At 64.9% G+C, this 18,676-nt stretch carries 16 protein-coding genes; 12 read left to right on the top strand and 4 right to left on the bottom strand.

The genetic code is table 11. The features are described 5' to 3' along the window. Nucleotides 1-14 precede the first annotated feature (14 nt). Nucleotides 15-608 carry a cupin domain-containing protein gene (locus tag Y88_RS05760; RefSeq protein WP_008067120.1) on the bottom strand — a complete coding sequence of 198 codons (594 nt, stop codon included), beginning with the start codon at nucleotides 606-608 and terminating at the stop codon, nucleotides 15-17. Nucleotides 609-759: 151 nt separating this feature from the next. Between Y88_RS05760 and Y88_RS05755 the strand changes: the two genes are divergently transcribed. The 7 genes from Y88_RS05755 (at nucleotide 760) to Y88_RS05725 (ending at nucleotide 6,884) form a co-directional block, all read left to right on the top strand. Continuing rightward, nucleotides 760-1,944, top strand: a complete 1,185-nt coding sequence (locus tag Y88_RS05755; RefSeq protein WP_008067118.1) for an acyl-CoA dehydrogenase — start codon at nucleotides 760-762, stop codon at nucleotides 1,942-1,944. Between the two features lie 2 nt (nucleotides 1,945-1,946). Continuing rightward, on the top strand, nucleotides 1,947-3,128 hold the full coding sequence (locus Y88_RS05750; protein WP_008067116.1) for a CaiB/BaiF CoA transferase family protein: 1,182 nt from the start codon (nucleotides 1,947-1,949) through the stop codon (nucleotides 3,126-3,128). A 112-nt stretch (nucleotides 3,129-3,240) separates the two neighbouring features. Further along, nucleotides 3,241-3,795, top strand: coding sequence for a HutD/Ves family protein (locus tag Y88_RS05745; RefSeq protein ID WP_008067115.1), 555 nt, complete (start codon nucleotides 3,241-3,243; stop codon nucleotides 3,793-3,795). Then, nucleotides 3,792-4,688 carry a transporter substrate-binding domain-containing protein gene (locus Y88_RS05740; protein ID WP_008067113.1) on the top strand — a complete coding sequence of 299 codons (897 nt, stop codon included), beginning with the start codon at nucleotides 3,792-3,794 and terminating at the stop codon, nucleotides 4,686-4,688. Before Y88_RS05745 ends, Y88_RS05740 begins: the two co-directional genes overlap by 4 nt. After that, nucleotides 4,685-5,410, top strand: coding sequence for an ABC transporter permease (locus tag Y88_RS05735; RefSeq protein WP_008067111.1), 726 nt, complete (start codon nucleotides 4,685-4,687; stop codon nucleotides 5,408-5,410). The genes Y88_RS05740 and Y88_RS05735 overlap by 4 nt, the downstream gene beginning before the upstream one ends. A gap of 8 nt (nucleotides 5,411-5,418) precedes the next feature. Further along, entirely contained in the window at nucleotides 5,419-6,120 is a 702-nt protein-coding gene (locus tag Y88_RS05730; protein WP_232280929.1) for an ABC transporter permease, read from the top strand. Beyond that, nucleotides 6,117-6,884 (top strand): ATP-binding cassette domain-containing protein, encoded by a 768-nt coding sequence (locus tag Y88_RS05725; RefSeq protein ID WP_018075732.1) that lies wholly within the window; start codon nucleotides 6,117-6,119, stop codon nucleotides 6,882-6,884. Before Y88_RS05730 ends, Y88_RS05725 begins: the two co-directional genes overlap by 4 nt. 14 nt (nucleotides 6,885-6,898) lie before the next feature. On the opposite strand, the gene Y88_RS05720 is transcribed toward Y88_RS05725, so the two are convergent. After that, nucleotides 6,899-8,386 (bottom strand): HAL/PAL/TAL family ammonia-lyase, encoded by a 1,488-nt coding sequence (locus tag Y88_RS05720; protein ID WP_008067107.1) that lies wholly within the window; start codon nucleotides 8,384-8,386, stop codon nucleotides 6,899-6,901. Nucleotides 8,387-8,641: 255 nt separating this feature from the next. Between Y88_RS05720 and Y88_RS05715 the strand changes: the two genes are divergently transcribed. Then, complete coding sequence (locus Y88_RS05715; RefSeq protein ID WP_018075731.1) at nucleotides 8,642-11,044, top strand: TonB-dependent receptor; 2,403 nt, start codon at nucleotides 8,642-8,644, stop codon at nucleotides 11,042-11,044. Between the two features lie 77 nt (nucleotides 11,045-11,121). On the opposite strand, the gene hutC is transcribed toward Y88_RS05715, so the two are convergent. Both hutC and Y88_RS05705 read right to left on the bottom strand, forming a co-directional pair. Beyond that, nucleotides 11,122-11,829, bottom strand: coding sequence for a histidine utilization repressor (hutC, locus tag Y88_RS05710; RefSeq protein WP_008067102.1), 708 nt, complete (start codon nucleotides 11,827-11,829; stop codon nucleotides 11,122-11,124). Further along, nucleotides 11,826-13,184: a formimidoylglutamate deiminase gene (locus tag Y88_RS05705; RefSeq protein ID WP_008067099.1), complete on the bottom strand. Its 1,359-nt coding sequence runs from the start codon at nucleotides 13,182-13,184 to the stop codon at nucleotides 11,826-11,828. Before Y88_RS05705 ends, hutC begins: the two co-directional genes overlap by 4 nt. A gap of 145 nt (nucleotides 13,185-13,329) precedes the next feature. Between Y88_RS05705 and hutI the strand changes: the two genes are divergently transcribed. From hutI to hutU, 4 genes are read left to right on the top strand one after another with little or no spacing between them, the layout of a single operon-like run. Beyond that, complete coding sequence (gene hutI, locus Y88_RS05700) at nucleotides 13,330-14,544, top strand: imidazolonepropionase (protein ID WP_008067097.1); 1,215 nt, start codon at nucleotides 13,330-13,332, stop codon at nucleotides 14,542-14,544. After that, nucleotides 14,541-16,085, top strand: a complete 1,545-nt coding sequence (hutH, locus tag Y88_RS05695) for a histidine ammonia-lyase (RefSeq protein ID WP_018075729.1) — start codon at nucleotides 14,541-14,543, stop codon at nucleotides 16,083-16,085. Before hutI ends, hutH begins: the two co-directional genes overlap by 4 nt. Continuing rightward, complete coding sequence (gene hutG / locus Y88_RS05690) at nucleotides 16,085-16,894, top strand: N-formylglutamate deformylase (protein WP_008067095.1); 810 nt, start codon at nucleotides 16,085-16,087, stop codon at nucleotides 16,892-16,894. Before hutH ends, hutG begins: the two co-directional genes overlap by 1 nt. Then, nucleotides 16,891-18,561: a urocanate hydratase gene (hutU, locus tag Y88_RS05685; RefSeq protein WP_008067094.1), complete on the top strand. Its 1,671-nt coding sequence runs from the start codon at nucleotides 16,891-16,893 to the stop codon at nucleotides 18,559-18,561. Before hutG ends, hutU begins: the two co-directional genes overlap by 4 nt. Nucleotides 18,562-18,676: the final 115 nt, after the last annotated feature.

Below are 18,676 nucleotides of genomic sequence, written 5' to 3'. Positions count from 1 at the left end.
CAAGGGTTGCGGGATCAAAGATAGGGCGGGGTGCAGGCCGAAATGACTTCGGCCGGTTCGTCGCCCGCATTGCGGAACCGATGGGGCAGGCGGCTGTCGAAGAGATAGGCTTCGCCCGGACCGAGTACGCGGCGCTGCGTCCCCACGGTAATCTCGACTTTGCCCGCAACGACAAAGCCCCCTTCGTGCGCGGGATGTTCGAGCAGGGTTTCTCCGGTATCCGCGCCGGGCAGATAGCGTTCGTGCATGATCTGCAGCCCGTGGGCGAGGGCGTTGCCGATCTGGCGCATGATGATCATCGGTTCGCCCTGCGAATCGCTGCGTCCCAGTTCCGAAGTCAGATCGACGAGTTCGTCGGTGCGGAAAAAGACCTGATCGGCTTCCTTGCGTTCCGGCTCGAAAAATTCGGCCATCGACAGGCCGAGCCCGCCCAGGATGCGGCGCAGGGACGCGATCGAGGGGCTGATCCGGTTGGATTCGATCTGCGAGATCTGGGCATGGGGAACATCGGCGCGCGCCGCCAGCGCGCGTTGCGAAAGACCGGCGCGGCGCCGCAATTCCAGAAGGCGTTGGCCGACGTCGAAAACGTCCCCGGATGTATCGGTCATGCGTGCCTCCTGCCTTGCCGCGGCAGCCCTAGCATGCTGTCGCCTGAGCGCATATAAAACACTTGCTCATAATTTTGAACAGGCGTAATTCCGGCGTCCTGATCTGCCCGACGGCGTGGCGCCGGGGGCACCCAAGGAGAGGTTTCCCGCCATGGCCGGCATGACCAAGTTCGATTGGAGCGACCCCTTTTTCCTCGACAGCGAGTTGACCGAGGAAGAACGCATGATCCGCGATGCAGCAAAGAGCTATGCCGCGGACCGTCTGCAACCGCGCGTGATCGAAGCCTGGTCGCAGGAACAGACGGACCCGGAAATCTTCCGCGAAATGGGTGAACTCGGCCTGCTTGGCCCGACGGTTCCCGAAGTCTATGGCGGCGTTGGCGCTTCCTATGTTTCCTATGGCCTGATCGCGCGCGAAATCGAACGGGTGGACTCGGGCTATCGCTCGATGATGTCGGTGCAGTCCTCGCTCGTGATGTACCCGATCTATGCCTATGGTTCGGAAGAGCAGAAGCAGAAGTATCTGCCCGGTCTTGCCCGTGGCGAACTGATCGGCTGTTTCGGCCTGACCGAACCCGACGCGGGTTCCGACCCGGCGGGCATGCGTACGCGCGCTGAAAAGACCGCGACCGGCTATCGCCTCTCGGGTGCCAAGACGTGGATTTCCAACGCGCCGATCGCGGACGTCTTCATCGTCTGGGCAAAGTCCGATGCCCATGGCGGCGCCATTCGCGGCTTTATCCTCGAAAAGGGCATGGCCGGGCTCGTCGCGCCCAAGATCGGGGGCAAGCTGTCGTTGCGCTCGTCGATCACCGGCATGATCCAGATGGACGCGGTCGAAGTGGGCGAAGACGCGCTGCTGCCCGGCGTCGAAGGGTTGAAGGGGCCGTTCGGCTGTCTCAACCGTGCGCGCTACGGCATTTCGTGGGGCGCTCTGGGGGCGGCGGAATTCTGCCTTCACGCCGCGCGTCAGTATGGCCTTGATCGCAAGCAGTTCGGCCGTCCGCTTGCCGCGACGCAGCTTTATCAAAAGAAGCTCGCGGACATGATGACCGAGATCACGCTTGGCCTTCAGGCTTCGCTGCGGGTCGGGCGCCTGATGGACGAAGGTCGCTTCGCGCCGGAAATGGTCTCGATCGTGAAGCGCAACAATGTCGGCAAGGCGCTCGACATCGCGCGGATGGCGCGCGACATGCACGGCGGCAACGGCATTTCCGAGGAATATCAGGTCATGCGCCACCTCGCCAATCTCGAAACCGTCAATACCTATGAAGGCACGCATGACGTTCACGCGCTGATCCTCGGCCGCGCGATCACCGGCATCGCGGCGTTCTGAGCGTGAGCGGCCCCGGCACCGAGGCTTTGGGCAAGGATGGCGAGGGCGAGCGGGTCAAACCGCTCGCCGGGCTGAAAGTCGTCGAACTGGCGCGGATTCTGGCCGGTCCCTGGGCCGGGCAGATCCTTGCCGATCTCGGCGCCGACGTCATCAAGGTGGAAAGTCCGGCGGGTGACGACACCCGCAGCTGGGGCCCTCCGTTCATCGAATATGCCGACGGTACGCGCGATGCGGCCTATTTCCATGCCGCCAATCGCGGGAAGCGGTCGGTCACGGCCGATTTTACCACGACCGAGGGGCAGGCATTCGTTCGCGAGCTGGTTGCCGACGCGGATGTGGTGATCGAGAATTTCAAGCTTGGCGGGCTGGTCAAGTACGGGCTCGATTACAAGAGCCTCAACGCACTCAATCCGCGTCTGGTCTATTGCTCGATCACGGGCTTTGGACAGGATGGTCCTTATGCCCCGCGTGCGGGCTATGACTTCATCGTCCAGGGCATGTCGGGGATCATGGACCTGACCGGGGAGCCGGATGGCGCCCCGCAAAAGATCGGTGTCGCCTTTGCCGACATCATGACCGGCCTTTACGCGGTGATCGCCATTCAGGCCGCTCTTGCCGCGCGCGAACGGACGGGGCAGGGCGATCATATCGACATGGCCCTGTTCGACACCATGGTCGGCGTGCTTGGAAATCAGGCGCTCAATTATCTCGTCTCGGGGATCAGTCCCAAGCGCATGGGCAATGCCCATCCCAATATCGCGCCTTATGCCGTCTATCCGACGCGCGACGGGTGGTTCATCCTGGCGGTCGGCAACGACGGGCAATTCGGCAAGTTCTGCGAGATCGCGGGATGCCCGCAATTGCTCGGCGATCCCCGTTTTGTCGGCAATGCTGCGCGGCTGGCCCATCGCGATGTGCTGGAGGATGCAGTGCGGGCGGCCACGTCGCAATGGGCGCGCGATGATCTGCTGGCGGCACTGGCTGCGGCAGGAGTTCCGGCCGGGCCGATCAACACGGTGGCCGACGCCTTTTCCGATCCGCAGATCGTTTCGCGCGGAATGCAACTTGATCTTGCTGCGGACGACGGTACGCCCGTGCCCGGCGTTCGCACCCCGATCCGCTTTGCCAACATGGATCTGGCGCTCGATCGACCCTCTCCCCGCAAGGGGCAGGACGGGGCGTAGTTCTCTCTTCAAAAGGCGCCGCCCTTTTAAGAATTCACCCTAAAAATGTCTATACATATTCCTGCCGCCGTGGCAGTCCCGTGTAACCAGAAGGCGCAACGGGACGAGGCGTGTGGAAGCAAGGACCGGCATCGACGATCATGGGCAGGCGGGCGCCTGTGCCATCGTGCGGGCGGCGTTTTTGCGGCCCCAGCCGTGGGTCAACGGCGGCGGGCTGACCCGGGTCATTGTCGACCGGCCCGATACGCTGCGCCTTAGCCTTGCAACAATTTCCGAAGCCGGGCCCTTTTCGCGCATTCCCGGCGTCGCGCGTCAGTTCGCACTGGTCGCGGGCCGCGTCGATCTGACCGGTCCGCAGCCGCCGTTCCCGGCTGTGCTCGACGCGCTGGCGCCGCCGCTGGCCTTTGCCGGTGAAGTCCCCGTCGATGCGCGGCCGATCGGTGGTCCCGCACTGGCGCTCAACCTCATGGTTCCCCTGGGCGCGCCGCCTTGCCGCATGTGGCGGCAGGAAGGCGGCTTTGCCGATAGTGTCGTCGCGGTCTTCGCCTGCGATCCGGTCGAAGTCGACTTGGCCGGACAAGTCATTCGGCTCGACGCGCATGATACCTTGCTGGTGAATGCAGGATCGGTTGCACTGTCGGGGCGATGCCTCCTGATCGGGCAATGACGGCGTTCGGGATCCGTGCGGGGCTGGCCTGCGTTGCTGCGCTGGCGACGGCCGTTCTCGGCGGGTGTCGGGACGAAGAGGGGAAGGGGGCGGACCGGGTTCTCGTCGTCGGTACCGAAGGGCTTTACCCGCCGTGGAACTATACCCGACCCGATGGGCAACTCGCCGGGTTCGAGCCGGACTATGTGCGGATTTTGTGCGCCCGATTGCACCGCCGGTGTCGCATGGTGGCGATGGACTGGGACGGCATGGTCGGCGCCTTGCAGACCGGCAAGATCGATCTCATCGCGGATTCGGTGCAAGTGACGCCCGAGCGTTCGCAAGTGCTCGGCTTTACTCGGCCTTATGCCATGACCACCGGGGTTTTCGTAACCTTGCGCGATCATCGCCTGGCGGGAATGGCCGACAAGGGCGCGATGATGGATTTCGACCGTCCGGGCCCCGCGCTGACGGCGATGACCGGACGGCTCAAGGGCAGCCTTGCGGGCAAGGTGATCGGCGTCGAGATATCGGGCGCCTTCGACAATTTCCTCAACCAGACGCTGGGGAGCGGGGCGAGCATCCGCTATTACCACACCATGGGAGAGCGCGACCTCGATCTCCTCAACGGACGGATCGACGCCACGCTCGAGGATGAGGCTTATATGCGCCCCTTGCTGGCGACGCGGGATGGGGCGGCTTTGACGATGGCCGGGCCGCGCGTCATCGGCGGAGCCATGGGCGGGGGCGAAGCACTGGCGTTCCGTCCCGGCGACACGGCCCTGCGTTCGGCATTCGATGGCGCCATTGCCGCCACGATTGCCGACGGCACGGTCCGGCGGTTGGGTCTCAAGTGGTTTCGCATGGATGCGTCGCCCGCGCAGGCGGCGGCGGAGCGAAAGGGCGCCCGATGAGCGAGCAGGACTTGCCCGCATTCGCGCTGCTCGGCTTCGGCACCGATGGCTGGGGGCGTGTGCTCGTTCTCGGGGCGGTGCTCACACTCGCGCTCTCGCTGGCGTCGATGACGATCGGTAGCGTGCTCGGCGCGCTGCTCGCCTGGGCGCGGGGATCGCGCCGCGGATGGCTTGCGCGCCTGGCGACGGCTTATGGTGTGATCATGCGCGGCGTACCCGAATTGCTGGTCGTGCTGCTGCTCTATTTCGGTGCGCCGGGGCTTATGGCGGCGGTGGCCGGGCTGTTCGGATTGCCTGCACCGGGGTCGCCGCCCGCGTTCCTGACGGGGAGTCTGGCGATCGGGCTCGTGTCGGCCGCTTATCAGGCCGAAGTCTTTCGCGGCGGGTTGCTGGCAGTGCCAAAGGGGCAGGTCGAGGCGGCTCTGGCGGCGGGGATGGGGCCGTGGCTGCGTTTTCGCCGGATCGTCCTGCCGCAAGTGCTGCACCATGTCCTGCCGCCCTTGGGCAACGTCTGGCAGTTCAATCTCAAGGATTCCGCGCTGGTCGCCATCACCGGCCTTGCCGAACTCATGCGGGTCAGCCTTGTCGCGGCCGGGTCGACGCGGCGGCCGTTCCTGTTCTTTGCTGCCGCGATGGTTCTCTATCTCGCGCTGACCAGCCTGAGTTCGGCGGTCTTTCGCCGGATCGAGGCGCGGGGCAGCCAATGGGCGGGGCGGCGATGAACGCGGACGTGACCTTTCTCGCGGACACCGCACTTGCCATTGTGCGGGCGGTTCCGGTGACGCTCGGGCTTTTCGTCGCGAGTGCAATCGGCGCGAGCCTTCTGGGCGGGGGACTTGTCGCGGCGCTGACGGCCGGTCTTGCGCCGGTGCGCGGGATTGCCCGGGGGTGGATTTTCCTCTTTCGCGGAACGCCGCTGCTGTTGCAGATCTTCATGGTCTATTACGGGCTGGCGGCGCTCGGCCCGGTACGTCAGGGACCGTTCTGGCCCGCGTTTCGCGATCCGCTGTTTTGTGCCGGGCTTGCCATGACCTGTTGCTGTTCGGCCTATATCGCCGAAGTCCTGCGCGGGGCCCTAGCGGCGATCCCGGCGGGACAGATCGAGGCGGCCCTGGCCTGCGGTATGGGCCGCGTTACGCGCCTGCGCCTGATTGTCCTGCCGCAAATGCTGCGCCTGGCCTTGCCCGCCTATGGCAATGAACTGGTGATGATGGTCAAATCGACTTCGCTTGCCAGCACCATCACCGTGCTCGACGTGACCGGTGTGGCACAGCAGGTGATCGCCCATTCCTATCGCACGCTCGATGTGTTCTGCCTTGCCGCTGGGGTCTATCTGGGCCTTACCGGGGCTTTGACCGCTCTCTTGCGCTGGGCCGAACGGCGGCTCGATCCCACGGTTTCCGATGGCGCCGGGGAGGGCGCTTCCCGATGACAGACGCAATTCCCGTGCTGCGCGCAACCGGCATCGAAAAGAGCTTCGGCGGGCGCAAGGTGCTCAAGGGCATCGACCTCGACGCGGCCAAGGGCGAAGTCATTTCCATCCTGGGCGGCAGCGGGTCGGGCAAAAGCACGTTCCTGCGTTGTCTCAACCTGCTCGAAATGCCCGATGTGGGGGAAATCTCGATTGCCGGAACGCCCGCGCCGCTGGTCCGTGATCGCCATGGGGCGTTGCGGGTGTCCGACGCCCGCGCGCTCGGCTCCATGCGGGCGCGGACGGCCATGGTGTTTCAGGGGTTCAATCTCTGGTCCCATATGCGCGTCATCGACAATGTCATAGCCGCGCCCGTTCACGTTCATGGCATGGCCCGCGAGGAAGCGGTCGAGCGTGCGCACGCCTTGCTCGAACGCGTCGGTATGGGCGGATTCGCGCAGCATTGGCCGCGCCAGTTGTCGGGGGGGCAGCAACAACGGGTGGCGATCGCGCGCGCACTGGCGACCGATCCCGAACTGATGCTGTTCGACGAGCCGACTTCGGCACTCGATCCCGAACGTGTGCGCGAAGTGCTCGATCTCATGCGCTCGCTCGCCGCCGAAGGACGCACCATGCTGGTCGTTACGCACGAGATGGCCTTTGCCCGTGATGTCTCGACCCGCGTGGTCCATGTCCGCGAGGGACGGATTGAGTCGATGGGACCGCCCGCGCAGATGTTCGGCCCCGACGCGTCCCCCGCCTTCCGCGCTTTTCTTTCCGCTTAAACCGGGCCTTCCGCTTAAACGCCCGTAATGCCCGCGCGGACCAGCGCGGCTGCGTCGGCCATCAGATCGCTCATCGGCCGATCGTCGGCATAGGGCGCGATTGTCGCGCGGACGTGCGCGTGAAGGCGTGCCGTGGCGGGCGCGCGTTCGTGGGCCGGAATGGCGATGTCATGCGCCTCGGTCGCGGCGGCAAGCTCGATCCCCAGGATCTGTTCGACGTGGCCGACGACGCCCAGCGCCTTGAGTGCGGCGGCGGTCTGGTGCGAGAGATAGTCCTCCTGCAACGCCGAGGTGATCCCTCCGTCGAGGCTGGCCGGGGCGGCGAGACGCCGGTTTTCCGCAACGAGAGCCGCCGCAGCATATTGCGCGATCATGTAGCCGCTCGACACGCCTGCTTCGGCTGCGAGAAAGGCGGGAAGGCCACTCACCATCGGATTGACGAGCCGGTCGAGGCGTCGTTCCGACATCATGCCGAGGTGGGCGGTTGCCGTCGTCAGCGCGTCGAGCGCAAGGGCCAGTCCGGCCGCAACGGCATGGGCTTCGGAGGCAGCACGCGGCGCATCGGGGGTGCCGAGCACGACCGGATTGTCCGTCACCGAGGCGAGTTCGACGTCGACCATGGTGCGGACATGGGCCAGCGCGTCGCGCACGGCCCCGTGCACTTGCGGTACGGCGCGCAGGCTCAGCGCATCCTGCAACCGCACGCCCGCGCCAAGGCGCGAACTGCCCGCGAGCCATGCGCGCAGGGCCGCTCCGGTCGCCGCAATTCCGGGCGACTTGCGCAAGGCCAGAACGTCCTGCGCAAAGGCATCCTCGCGCCAGCCGAGGGCTTCGATGCTGAGCGCGGCAACGCCGTCGGCCGAGGTGATGGCGCGATCCGCGCGTGCGAGGGCAAGGGCGCCGAGTCCGGTTGCGCAAGGCGCTCCGTTAAGGAGGCTCAACCCTTCCTTGGCTTCGAGAACCAGAGGTTCGAGCCCAGCCCGGCGCAAGGCTTCGGCTCCGCTCACGCGCTCGCCGCCCATGTGGGCATGGCCCTCGCCGATCAGGACCAGCCCGATGTGCGCCATGTGCGAGAGATAGCCTGCCGAGCCACCGGCAGGGACTTCGGGTACGATGCGATGGGCAAGCAGCGCGAGCAGGGCTTTGACTGTCTCGATCCGCACGCCCGAGCGGCCGTGGGCATGGTTGTTTGCCTGTGCTGCGATAATGGCGCGGACTTCGGCTTCGGGAAGAGGAGCGCCGATCCCGCAGGCGTGGCTCATGATCAATTGGCGGGACAGGCGTCGTTGCAGGGCCGGTTCGACTGCCCGGTCGACCAGGGCGCCGACGCCGGTGTTGACGCCATAGGCGGGAATCCCCTGCGCAATGATTGCTTCGACCAGAGCGCGTCCGTCTGCGATCCGCTCTCGCGCGGCCTTGCCCAGAGTGAGCGGAGCGCCTTGGGCAACGGCTGCAAGGCTTGCCGCATCGAGGGGACGGTCGAGGCAGAGCTGGGTGATCATGGCGCAATCTCCTGCATGATGGGTCTGCTGCGCAAAAGGGCAGTGCCTAAAAAGGGTGGCGGTGAAGGGGGGGAAATACCTTGCGTAGGTTACCTATATGTATAGTCATATTTGGGTGTGTTCGTCCATCTCCTGATGGAAATGATGAATGCAGTCATGCTGTTGCGCGGTTGCATCGTTCGCACAAAAATTGGGGGTGGGGGCTTTCAGTGGGCGCCCATTGGCACTAGGCGCGCCCGCCAACGATAACCGGAGATGACTACGATGAGGGTCACCAACAAGGTCGCACGGAGCCTGACGCTCCTTTTGGGTGGCGGGTCGCTGCTCGCACTCGCCGCCAATCCTGCTGCGGCACAGGAAGCTGCGGCAAAGCCGGCTGCCGACACTGGTGCCGGGGAAATCGTCGTGACCGCACAAAAGCGGTCCGAAAGCATTCAGCACGTTCCCATCAGCCTTCAGGCGCTGGGCTCGGCGACGATCGAACAGCACCAGATCCAGAGCTTCGACGACTACGCCAAGCAGCTGCCGAGCGTGTCGTTCCAGTCGTTCGGTCCGGGGCAGAGCCAGCTCTTCTTCCGCGGCATCACTTCGGGCGGCGACGGCATTCCGTTCGGTGCGCTGCCGACCAGCGGCGTCTATGTCGATGAAATCCCGGTCACCACGATCGGTTCGATGCTCGACATGCATATCTACGACATGGCTCGCGTCGAAGCGCTGTCGGGTCCGCAGGGTACGCTCTACGGCGCCAGCTCGCTGTCGGGCACGTTGCGCATGATCACCAACAAGCCTGAACTGGGCAAGACGTACGGCAGCATCGACGGCACCGTGTCGAAATACGGCAAGGGCGACGTTGGCGGAACCATCGAAGGTTTCGTCAACATCCCGCTCGCCCGCAACGTCGCGATCCGCGCGGTGGGCTGGTACGAGCACGACGGTGGCTACATCGACAATACGTATGGTGAGCGCACCTATCAGCGTCCGCATACGGTGGATGGATCGGTCGTCAACAGCCCGATGACCGTCAACAACGGCGCTTACACCAAGAACAACTTCAACGACGTCGACACCGCCGGCGGACGGATTTCGGTGCTGATCGAAACCGATACCGGCTGGAAAATCACGCCGCAGTTGATGGGCCAGTACCAGACCTCGCACGGTTCGTTCCTGTACGATCCGCGCGCAGGCGATCTGCAGGTCCATGACTATGCGCCCGAACGCAACCGCGACGACTGGTTCCAGGCTGCTCTGACCATCGAAGGCAAGATCGCCGACTGGGATCTGGTCTATTCGGGTGGCTACATGGGGCGCAAGATCCGCACGTCGGCCGATTACAGCTATTATACCGTCGCTTACGATGTGAAGCCCGACTACAATTACTTCCTCGACAAGAACGGGAACAACATCGATCCGACGCAGCGGTATCAGGCCAACCAGAACCTGACCAAGCAGACACATGAACTGCGTATCAGCTCGCCGAGCAGCAGCAACCTGCGCTTCACCGGCGGCCTGTTCATGCAGCATCAGACCAACCATTCGTACCAGAGCTTCTATGTTCCCGGCGTTGGCGAGAACACCTGGAGCAACTGGGCCGACGGGCAGGCGGTCTATGGCGACTCGATCTTCATGACCAACGCGCACATCACGTTCCGTGACTATGCCGTGTTCGGTGAAGCGAGTTACAACATTACCCACAACCTGACTTTCACGGGCGGGATCCGCGGGTTCATTTCCGACAACTCGCTGCGCGGCTATTCCGGTTTCTCGTCCTACGCGCCTTCGTCCTGTTCGTTGCCGCTGGCCAATCCGGAAGCCTGCACCAACATCGACAAGCGCACGACCGCGAGCGGGGAAACCCACAAGCTCAACCTGACCTGGCAGATCGACCGCGATCACATGGTCTATTTCACCTATTCGACGGGCTATCGTCCGGGCGGCAACAATCGTCGCGCCGGGGTCAATGCTTATGGCGCCGATACGCTCGACAATTTCGAACTGGGGTGGAAGACGAGCTGGTTCGACCACAAGCTGCGCTTCAACGGGGCGATCTACTACGAAAAGTGGAACAACCTGCAGTATGCGCTGGTCGTCGAAGGCAGCGGCGGGATCACCAATATCTACAACGCGGGCGACGCGCGGGTCTATGGCGCCGAGTTCGACTTGCAGTTGCATCCCATCGCGGGTCTGACCCTGTCGGCGTCGGGTGCCTATAACGATGCCGCGCTCAGCACCGATTTCTGCTCGGTCAATTCGGCGGGGAACCCCGATTGCAGCACCGGCAGCGTTGCTGCGCCCAAGGGCACGCGCCTGCCGATCCAACCGCGCTTCAAGATGGCCGCGACTGCGCGCTACGAATTCGCCGTCGGCAAGGTCAACGCCTTCGTCCAGGGTTCGCTCAATACCCAGACGGATTCGACCAGCATGCTTAGCGTTTCGGACAACCAGTTGCTGGGGAACAGCCAGGGCTTCACCACCGCCGATTTCTCGGTTGGGGGCAAGAGCGGTGACTATTCGGTCCAGCTGTTCATCCAGAACGCTTTCGACACGCGCGGATCGCTTTCGCACAACGTGTTTACGGCGGCTTCGACTTCGGGTCAGTACTATCGCATCTACCCGATCAAGCCGCAGTACTTCGGGCTCAAGATCGGGCGGAAGTTCTGATCAACCGAACCCTTTGGGGCGCATCGAAAGGGGCGGGGCCGCGCGCGGCTTCGCCCCTTTCTTTATGCAGGCGTCCTTTACGCAGAGGTCGCGCCGAAGCGGGCCACGAGTTCGTAGCGGTCGGCGACGAAATGCTGGCGGACGTGGGTGATCGTGTCTTCGCCGCGCCAGGTGCGGCGGACCAGCACAAGGCAGGGGCTGTGGCGCGGAATGCCGAGGGCCCGGGCGACTGCGGCAGGGGCGGCAACCGCGCTGATGCGGTTTTCCGCTTCGGTCCACGGAACATGTGCGATCAGCCATGATCCGGGCGGCGTTTCGCCAAGATCAGCCTCGGCGATCTCGGGAACGATTGCCAGATTGACGAGCCGGTCTTCGTGGGCAAGCGGCTGCCCGTCCGCATAGTGTACCCCGGTAATGCGCAGCACTTTGCCTGTCGCACCCAAGGCCTCGGCATCATCATGGTCGCCGCCGAGCACGGTCCGCGCCCCCAGTTGCCAGCGGTAATCCTGACCGCGCGCGGCGATTTCCGCGCCGAGGTCGGGCACGTCGAGAACCATCGACTGGGTGCGGGGTTGCGCGACGAACGAGCCGGCCCGTTTGCGTCGGTCGAGCATGCCCGCTCCTGCAAGCGCGGAGAGGGCCTTGTTCACGGTCATCCGCGCGCAGCCATATTCGGCCATCAGCTCGGTTTCCTTGGGAATGCGGTCGCCCGGGCGCAGCTTTCCTTCCAGAATGGCGCCCTCGATTTCGGCGCGGATGCGTTCGTGCAAGGGGGCTGGCTTCATGCGATCAATCCGGGAAGAACGGCGCGATAGCGGTTGACGATGGTATCGCGCGCGTGATGGCGACCGCCCGATACCACCTTGGCGCCTCGACGCCAGACGCAATCGACGCCAGCGCGCCCGGCGGCAAAGATCCACCCGTCGAGCAAGGCATCGCCGTTGCGCCCGATCAGACAGGGATGATTGCTCTCGAGGCTGATGAGGTCGGCGGCTTGTCCGACCCGGAGCCCGGTCGCGCCGCCCAGCGACACCGCCCCCCCGTCGAAAGCGGCGCCAAAGAGCGCGGCCCCGGTGCTGCCGCCCGGACCTTGCGCCAGAAGATTGCGGCCGCGCCGGGTGAGGCGTTGTCCGTATTCATAGAGCCGCAGTTCTTCGCTGGCGTCGATCATGACGTTGGAATCGCTGCCCACGCCCCAGCGGCCGTTGGCTCTGGCAAAGTCCTCTGCCGGAAACAGGCCGTCGCCCAGATTGGCTTCGGTGATCGGGCACAGCCCTGCAACTGCACCAGTCGCGGCAAGGGCACGGGTTTCCTGTTCCATCATGTGCGTGGCGTGGACAAGGCACCAGCGCGCATCGACCGGTGCATTGGCAAGCAGCCATTCGACCGGGCGGGCGCCGCTCCAGGCGAGACAGTCGTCGACTTCGCGGACCTGTTCGGCGATGTGGATATGGATCGGGTTTTGCCCTGCCATCGCTTCGAGGCCGCGCAGGTCCTCGGGCGTTGCCGCGCGCAGCGAATGGGGGGCAAGGCCGAGCACAGCGTCGGGCAGCGCGCCGAGCGCGCGTGCTGCATGGTCGCGCAGCCGGGCAAAGCTGTCGAGGTCGTTGAGGAACCGCCTTTGCCCCTCGTTTGGTGCCTGTCCGCCAAAGCCGCCGTGGGCATAGAATACCGGCAGCAGTGTCATGGCGATGCCGCTCTCGTCTGCCGCTGCTGCAATTGCCGCACTCATTTCGGCGGGGTCGGCATAGGCCGTCCCGGCCGGATCGTGATGCAGGTAATGGAATTCGCCGACGCGGGTGAAGCCGGTTTCGAGCATCTCGACATAGGCAAGGGCGGCAATCGCCCGCAATTCGTCCGGGCCCATGCGTTCGAGGAAGCGATACATGACTTCGCGCCAGGTCCAGAAACTGTCGTCGCTGGTGCCGCGTCGTTCGGCGAGCCCCGCCATCCCGCGCTGAAAGGCGTGGCTGTGCAGATTGCCGAGACCGGGAAGGCCGATGGCGTGGTGTTCGTCGTCGGGTGAGGGGGGCGCGCCGGTATCTATCGCGGTGATTCGTCCCTCGCCAACGGTGATCCGCACGTCGTTGTGCCAACCGTCGGGACAGAGCGCGCTGGCAAAGTGAAGACGCTGAACCATCGCGGAATTCCTTTCTTTCGGGCTGCGCAGAAGGCGCTTGCGGCGTGCAAATAATGTCTATACATAATCGAAACGCGAGGCAACAACCATGATCGCTTCGCCTCTGCGGCTTGTGCAATTCCCTTTCAGCAAGGAGGCCTCCCCGATGTCCGACGCGCTGGTCTGCGACACTCTCTGGAGCGGTGCGCGGCTGCTGACCATGGCCGATCCAAAAGTGCCCGACGCGCTGATCGAGAACGGTCTTGTCGCGTCTCGTGACGGGCGGGTTGTCTATGCCGGTCCTGCGGACGGTGCGCCCGATTTTGCGGCAGCACGGACGATCGCCTGCGGCGGACGTCTGGTGACGCCGGGATTCGTCGATTGTCACACGCATATCGTTTACGGCGGCAGCCGCGCGCTCGAGTTCGAAGCCCGTCTTGCCGGAGCAAGCTATGAGGAAATCGCGCGGGCAGGGGGCGGGATCGTTTCGACGATGCGCGCAACCCGTGCCGCCAGCGAAGCCGATCTTGTGGCGCAAAGCGCGCCGCGTCTTGCCGAGCTTCTGGCCGACGGCGTCACCACGGTCGAGATCAAGTCGGGCTATGGTCTTGAACTCGGTGCGGAACGGCGGATGCTGCGCGCGGCCCGCCAATTGGGGCGCGACCTCGGGGTCTCGGTCTCGACGACTTTCCTGGGTGCCCATGCCTTGCCGCCCGAATTCGCCGGGCGCTCGGACGCCTATGTCGACGAAGTGGCGCAAGTGATGCTGCCCGCTCTTGCGAGCGAAGGGCTGGTCGATGCAGTCGACGCCTTTTGCGAAGGCATCGCCTTTTCGCCTGCGCAAGTTGAACGCCTGTTCGGCGCGGCCGAGGCGCTGGGCATCCCGGTCAAGCTTCACGCCGAGCAGCTTTCCAACCTGCATGGGGCCGCGATGGCCGCGCGTCACGGGGCCTTGTCCGTCGATCATCTCGAACATCTCGATGATGACGGGATTGCCGCGATGGCTGCATCCGGCACTGTTGCCGCGCTTCTTCCCGGCGCATTCTATTTCACGCGAGAGGAAAAACTGCCTCCGGTCGCGGGCCTGCGGGCCGCCGGAGTGCCGATCGCGATTGCCACCGATTGCAACCCCGGCACCAGCCCGATGACATCGCTTTTGCTGACGATGAACATGGCAGCGACGCTGTTCCGCCTGACGGTGGCGGAATGTCTCGCCGGGGTGACGCTCCATGCCGCGCGGGCGTTGGGGCGCAATGATATCGGGGCGCTGGTGCCCGGCAAGTGGGCCGACCTTGCCATCTGGGACGTCACTGCGCCCGCCGAACTTGTCTATCGCATCGGAGGGCGGCCCCTTCATGCGCGTCATTGGAGGGGTCGTTGACCACCACGATTGTTCTTTCGCCCGGAGCTGTCAGCCTTGCCGATTGGCGCGCCGTGTGGAGTGGCGCTCCGGCGCGGCTCGATCCGGCCTGTGCGCCCGCGATTGCAGCCGGGGCTGCGGCGATCGCGCGCATTCTGGCCAAGGGTGAGCCGGTCTACGGCATCAATACCGGCTTTGGCAAACTGGCGAGCGTGCGCATCGAGGATGCTGACCTTGCCCGGCTTCAGCGCAATATCGTGCTCAGTCATGCGGCCGGAACCGGAGCGCCTTCGCCGGTCCCGGTGGTGCGCCTGATGATGGCGCTCAAGCTCGCGAGCCTTGCCCAAGGGGCAAGCGGCGTGCGGCCCGAAACGGTTGCCCTGCTCGAAGCCATGCTCGAACGCGGTTTGACGCCGGTCATTCCGGCGCAGGGGTCGGTGGGCGCCAGCGGGGATCTTGCCCCCTTGTCGCACATGACCGCGACCATGATCGGGGTCGGTGAAATCGACTATGCCGGGGAACGGCTGCCTGCGACCGAGGCGCTCGAACGCGCAGGGCTTGCCCCGATCGAACTGGGCCCCAAGGAAGGCCTGGCTCTCCTCAACGGGACGCAGTTCTCGACGGCCAATGCGCTTGCCGGGCTGTTTGGCGCGGAACGCCTGTTCCAGGCAGCGCTGGTGACCGGTGCGCTTTCCACCGAAGCGGCCAAGGGTTCGGACACGCCGTTCGATCCGCGCATTCACACTCTGCGTCGTCATGCCGGACAGATCGAGACGGCCGCAGCCCTGCGCGCACTGATGGCGGGCAGTGCGATCCGCGCCAGCCATCGCGACGACGATCCGCGCGTCCAGGATCCCTATTGCCTGCGCTGTCAGCCGCAGGTCATGGGCGCAGCCCTGACCGTTCTGCGTCAGGCGGCAGCGACGCTGGCTGACGAAGCCAACGGCGTTTCGGACAATCCGCTCATTTTTCCCGAAGCCGACGAGGCGCTCTCGGGCGGCAATTTCCATGCCGAGCCGGTCGCTTTTGCGGCGGACATGATTGCCTTGGCGATCTGTGAAATCGGCTCCATTGCCGAACGCCGCATTGCCATGCTGGTCGATCCGGCGCTGTCGGGTCTCCCGGCGTTCCTGACGCCGCGTCCGGGGCTCAACTCGGGCTTCATGATCCCGCAAGTAACCGCTGCCGCGCTGATTTCGGAAAACAAGCAGATGGCCTATCCGGCCAGTGTCGATTCCATTCCGACCAGCGCCAATCAGGAAGACCACGTCTCGATGGCAGCGCACGGCGCCCGCCGCCTTGCCGCGATGGTCGCCAATGCCGAAGCGGTGATCGGGATCGAATTTCTGGCGGCGGTGCAGGGGTGCGAGTTCCACTTGCCGCTCAATTCCTCGACTGCGCTCGAAGCGGCTCGCGGGTTGCTGCGTGAGCAGGTTCCCGCACTCGATGAAGATCGCCATTTCCATCCCGACATGGAAGCGGCCAATGCGCTCATTCGTGCGGGCCGGTTGGCGGACGTGGTGGTGCCGGGCCTGCCGCAGGCCTTGCCGGGCGTCTGCTGATGGATTGGCTTACCATCCATCGCGGGGAGGCGCCGCTCGTCGTCGCCTTTCCGCACGGCGGGGCGGATCTGGCGGGGCTTGAGGACCGCTTCGTCTCGCCCTGGCTGGCGCGGCGGGATGCCGACTGGTGGATTGCGGATCTCTATGCCTTTGCACGGGACATCGGTGCCACGCTGGTTGCCACATCGATCAGCCGCAGCGTGATCGACTGCAACCGCGATCCTTCGGGCGTTTCGCTCTATCCGGGGCAGGCGACGACGGAACTGGTTCCGACGACCACGTTCGACGGAGAGGCGCTCTATCCCGCACAAGGGCCCGATGCTGCGGACATCGCATCGCGTCGGGCCGCGTGGTTCGATCCCTATCACGCGGCGCTGGCCGGAGAGATCGAGCGCCTGCGTGCGGTCCATCCGCGTGTCGTCCTTTATGATGCGCATTCGATCCGCAGCCACATCCCGCGTCTGTTCGACGGCGCCTTGCCGCAGTTCAACATCGGCACCAACGGCGGCGCGACCTGTGCGCCCGAACTGGAAAGCGCGATCGCGGATATTTGTGCCAACTCGGGCATGTCTCACGTCGTCAACGGCCGTTTCAAGGGCGGCTGGACCACGCGGCACTATGGCCGCCCGCATGAGGGTGTTCATGCCGTGCAGATGGAACTCGCCATGCGCGGGTACATGGCCGAACCCGACACGATCGATTTCACCAACTGGCCGACGCCGCTTGATCCGACGCCTGCCGTTGCCCCCACCTTGCGCGCGGTGCTCGCCGCCGCACTTGCCTTTGCTGCCACCGGAGAACCCGCATGAGCAACCGCATCGACAATACCCGCGTCATTCGTCCCGCGACCGGAACAGAGCTTTCGGCCAAGTCCTGGCTGACCGAGGCGCCGTTGCGGATGTTGATGAACAACCTGCATCCCGACGTTGCCGAACGGCCCGAGGAACTCGTCGTCTATGGCGGCATCGGTCGCGCCGCGCGCGACTGGGACAGCTTTGACAAGATCGTCGCGACGCTGCGCAAGCTGGAAGACGATCAGACCCTGCTGGTCCAGTCGGGCAAGCCGGTCGGCGTGTTCCGGACCCATGCCGATGCGCCGCGCGTGCTGATCGCCAATTCCAACCTCGTCCCCAAGTGGGCCAACTGGGAGCATTTCAACGAACTCGATCGCAAGGGTCTGGCGATGTACGGCCAGATGACGGCCGGTTCGTGGATCTATATCGGCACCCAGGGCATTGTTCAGGGCACTTACGAAACCTTCGTCGAAATGGGCCGTCGCCATTATGACGGAGACCTGTCGGGCAAGTGGCTGCTGACCGCCGGGCTCGGCGGCATGGGCGGCGCACAGCCGCTGGCAGCCGTCATGGCCGGGGTTTCGTGCCTTGCCATCGAATGCCAGGCGAGCCGCATCGACATGCGCCTGCGCACGGGATACCTCGACCGCCGCGCCGATACGCTGGATGAAGCCATGGCGATCATCGCCGAGGCATGCGCCGCGAACAAGCCAGTCTCGGTGGGCCTGCTCGGCAATGCCGCCGAACTGCTGCCCGAAATGATCGAAAAGGGCATCCGCCCCGATCTCCTGACCGACCAGACGAGCGCGCACGACCCCATCAACGGCTATCTCCCGGCCGGATGGACGGTCGCGGAATGGGTCGAAAAGCGCGAGCGCGAACCCGAAGTCGTCGCCAAGGCGGCCAAGGCAAGCATGGCGCGCCATGTCGAAGCCATGCTGGCGTTCCAGGCCATGGGCGTGCCGACCACCGATTATGGCAACAACATCCGCCAGATGGCCTTCGACGAAGGCGTGACCGGTGCGTTTGGTTTCCCCGGCTTCGTTCCGGCCTATATCCGTCCGCTGTTTTGCCGCGGCATCGGTCCGTTCCGCTGGGCGGCGCTCTCGGGTGATCCGGAAGACATCTACCGCACCGACGAGAAGGTGAAGGAGCTGATCCCCGACAATCCGCACCTCCATCGCTGGCTCGACATGGCGCGCGAAAAGATTCAGTTCCAGGGTCTGCCCGCGCGCATCTGCTGGGTTGGTCTGGGCGACCGTCACCGCCTTGGCCTCGCGTTCAACGAAATGGTGGCCAAGGGCGAGCTGAAGGCGCCGATCGTGATTGGTCGCGACCACCTCGATTCCGGTTCGGTGGCGAGCCCCAATCGCGAAACCGAAGCCATGCGTGACGGTTCGGACGCCGTGTCCGACTGGCCGCTGCTCAATGCCCTGCTCAACTGCGCGAGCGGCGCGACCTGGGTTTCGCTGCACCATGGTGGCGGCGTCGGCATGGGCTATTCGCAGCATTCGGGCATGGTGATCGTGGCCGACGGCACCGACGAAGCTGCCAAGCGGCTTGAGCGCGTGCTGTGGAACGACCCGGCGACCGGTGTCATGCGTCATGCCGACGCGGGCTATGACATCGCGCTCGACTGCGCGCGCGAAAAGGGTCTCGATCTGCCCGGCATTCTCGGCTGACCGGTGCAGGGTCGGCTCTCTCGGGCGGGCCCTGCCGTCTTCTGGTCCGACCGCCTTTGCCCCAAGGGGCAGGGCGGTCGGCGGAAGGTCTTGTTGTAAGATTTCTCTTCCTGTG

It is taken from the genome of Novosphingobium nitrogenifigens DSM 19370 (genome assembly GCF_000192575.1).
In the GTDB taxonomy this organism is placed as follows: domain Bacteria; phylum Pseudomonadota; class Alphaproteobacteria; order Sphingomonadales; family Sphingomonadaceae; genus Novosphingobium; species Novosphingobium nitrogenifigens.
The sequence above is the reverse complement of the archived record's forward strand: the minus strand, read 5'-3'. Positions and strand labels throughout refer to the sequence as shown.

Excerpts from the sequence above, each read along its gene's own strand:
- Y88_RS05760 (WP_008067120.1), bottom strand. The coding sequence starts at position 608 with ATGACCGATACATCCGGGGACGTTTTCGACGTCGGCCAACGCCTTCTG.
- Y88_RS05755 (WP_008067118.1), top strand. The coding sequence starts at position 760 with ATGGCCGGCATGACCAAGTTCGATTGGAGCGACCCCTTTTTCCTCGAC.
- Y88_RS05740 (WP_008067113.1), top strand. The coding sequence starts at position 3,792 with ATGACGGCGTTCGGGATCCGTGCGGGGCTGGCCTGCGTTGCTGCGCTG.
- Y88_RS05735 (WP_008067111.1), top strand. The coding sequence starts at position 4,685 with ATGAGCGAGCAGGACTTGCCCGCATTCGCGCTGCTCGGCTTCGGCACC.
- Y88_RS05725 (WP_018075732.1), top strand. The coding sequence starts at position 6,117 with ATGACAGACGCAATTCCCGTGCTGCGCGCAACCGGCATCGAAAAGAGC.
- Y88_RS05720 (WP_008067107.1), bottom strand. The coding sequence starts at position 8,386 with ATGATCACCCAGCTCTGCCTCGACCGTCCCCTCGATGCGGCAAGCCTT.
- Y88_RS05715 (WP_018075731.1), top strand. The coding sequence starts at position 8,642 with ATGACTACGATGAGGGTCACCAACAAGGTCGCACGGAGCCTGACGCTC.
- hutC (WP_008067102.1), bottom strand. The coding sequence starts at position 11,829 with ATGAAGCCAGCCCCCTTGCACGAACGCATCCGCGCCGAAATCGAGGGC.
- Y88_RS05705 (WP_008067099.1), bottom strand. The coding sequence starts at position 13,184 with ATGGTTCAGCGTCTTCACTTTGCCAGCGCGCTCTGTCCCGACGGTTGG.
- hutI (WP_008067097.1), top strand. The coding sequence starts at position 13,330 with ATGTCCGACGCGCTGGTCTGCGACACTCTCTGGAGCGGTGCGCGGCTG.
- hutG (WP_008067095.1), top strand. The coding sequence starts at position 16,085 with ATGGATTGGCTTACCATCCATCGCGGGGAGGCGCCGCTCGTCGTCGCC.
- hutU (WP_008067094.1), top strand. The coding sequence starts at position 16,891 with ATGAGCAACCGCATCGACAATACCCGCGTCATTCGTCCCGCGACCGGA.